Raw genomic sequence first — 1,054 nt, forward strand, 5'->3', positions numbered from 1 at the left:
CATTGCCAAAGTCGCTCCCTTCGACATCGTCAAACGAACCTTCCCTGTCATGTTCGTGATGCTCATCGGCGCGTACTTCTTTATCTGACAGACGTATTACCCACAACCCTCGCAGGAGATTTCTATGTTCCGCAAATCCCTCCTTTGCTCGATCATTCTCGCTTCGGCTGCAGCTGCTTCCGTTCAAGCGGCCGACATCAAGATCTACGGTCGTGTCGACACGGGCCTCGTATACCACAACTACGGCGGCGACTCGACCCGCGACGACACGTTCACGCTCGACTCGGGAGCCAACACTCCTACCCGCATCGGACTTGAAGGCTTTGAGGACATTTCAGACACGACCAAGGTGAACTTCCGACTCGAAAGCCGCTTCACGATCGATACCGGTGCCTTCAATACCTTCTCGGCCGGTCATCCGAGCCGCATGTTCGGCGGCCAGTCGACTGTCGGCCTCATCAACGAGAACTGGGGCGAAATTTCGTTTGGCCGCGTCGCCGGTATTGCGTCGAGCACGGGACCATACGACCTGCAGTGGCTCATGGACGCCTATGGCGGCGGGACGATGGGCACCGGCAACGCGCCCGTGAATTCCGGTCGTCACGACAATACCATCACGTACCGCTCGCCCTGGCTCGGACCCGTACAGTTTACGGCCCAGTACTCGCTCAAATCCGACGGTTACGACGAAGGTGAAGAATCGACGAGCGACGTCAATCGCTTCTACGACCTCGCCGCTCATTACAACGTCGGTCAGTTGCATCTGGTCGCGGTTTATGAAAGCGTTGTTTGGGGGCACAACCAGCAGATCAGCAATGGCGCCAATAAGGACCGCAAAGTCGCAACCTTCGGCGGCAGTTATCGCTTCGAACCGGCGACTGTGTATTTCCAGATGCAGTATTTTGAAGGTCTCAACGGCCTTGACGCCTTCACAGCCAATGACAAAACGTCGAACATCAAGGGCTACGGCATTTATGGCGGTACGGAGTTCTGGTACGGTCTCTCTTCCTGGAAATCTATGATCTATTGGAAAGACTACGAACTTGAACGTGAG

1 protein-coding gene is annotated in these 1,054 nt (G+C 55.7%); it reads left to right on the forward strand.

Annotated elements, in window-relative coordinates; genetic code table 11:
- Positions 1–124: 124 nt before the first annotated feature.
- Positions 125–1,054 (forward strand): porin (locus H6A60_RS11650; RefSeq protein ID WP_205104793.1); only part of this gene is annotated, 930 nt, incomplete at its 3' end.

The sequence above is a fragment of the Sutterella massiliensis genome (genome assembly GCF_016899755.1).
GTDB classification, from domain to species: Bacteria; Pseudomonadota; Gammaproteobacteria; order Burkholderiales; family Burkholderiaceae_F; genus Sutterella; species Sutterella massiliensis.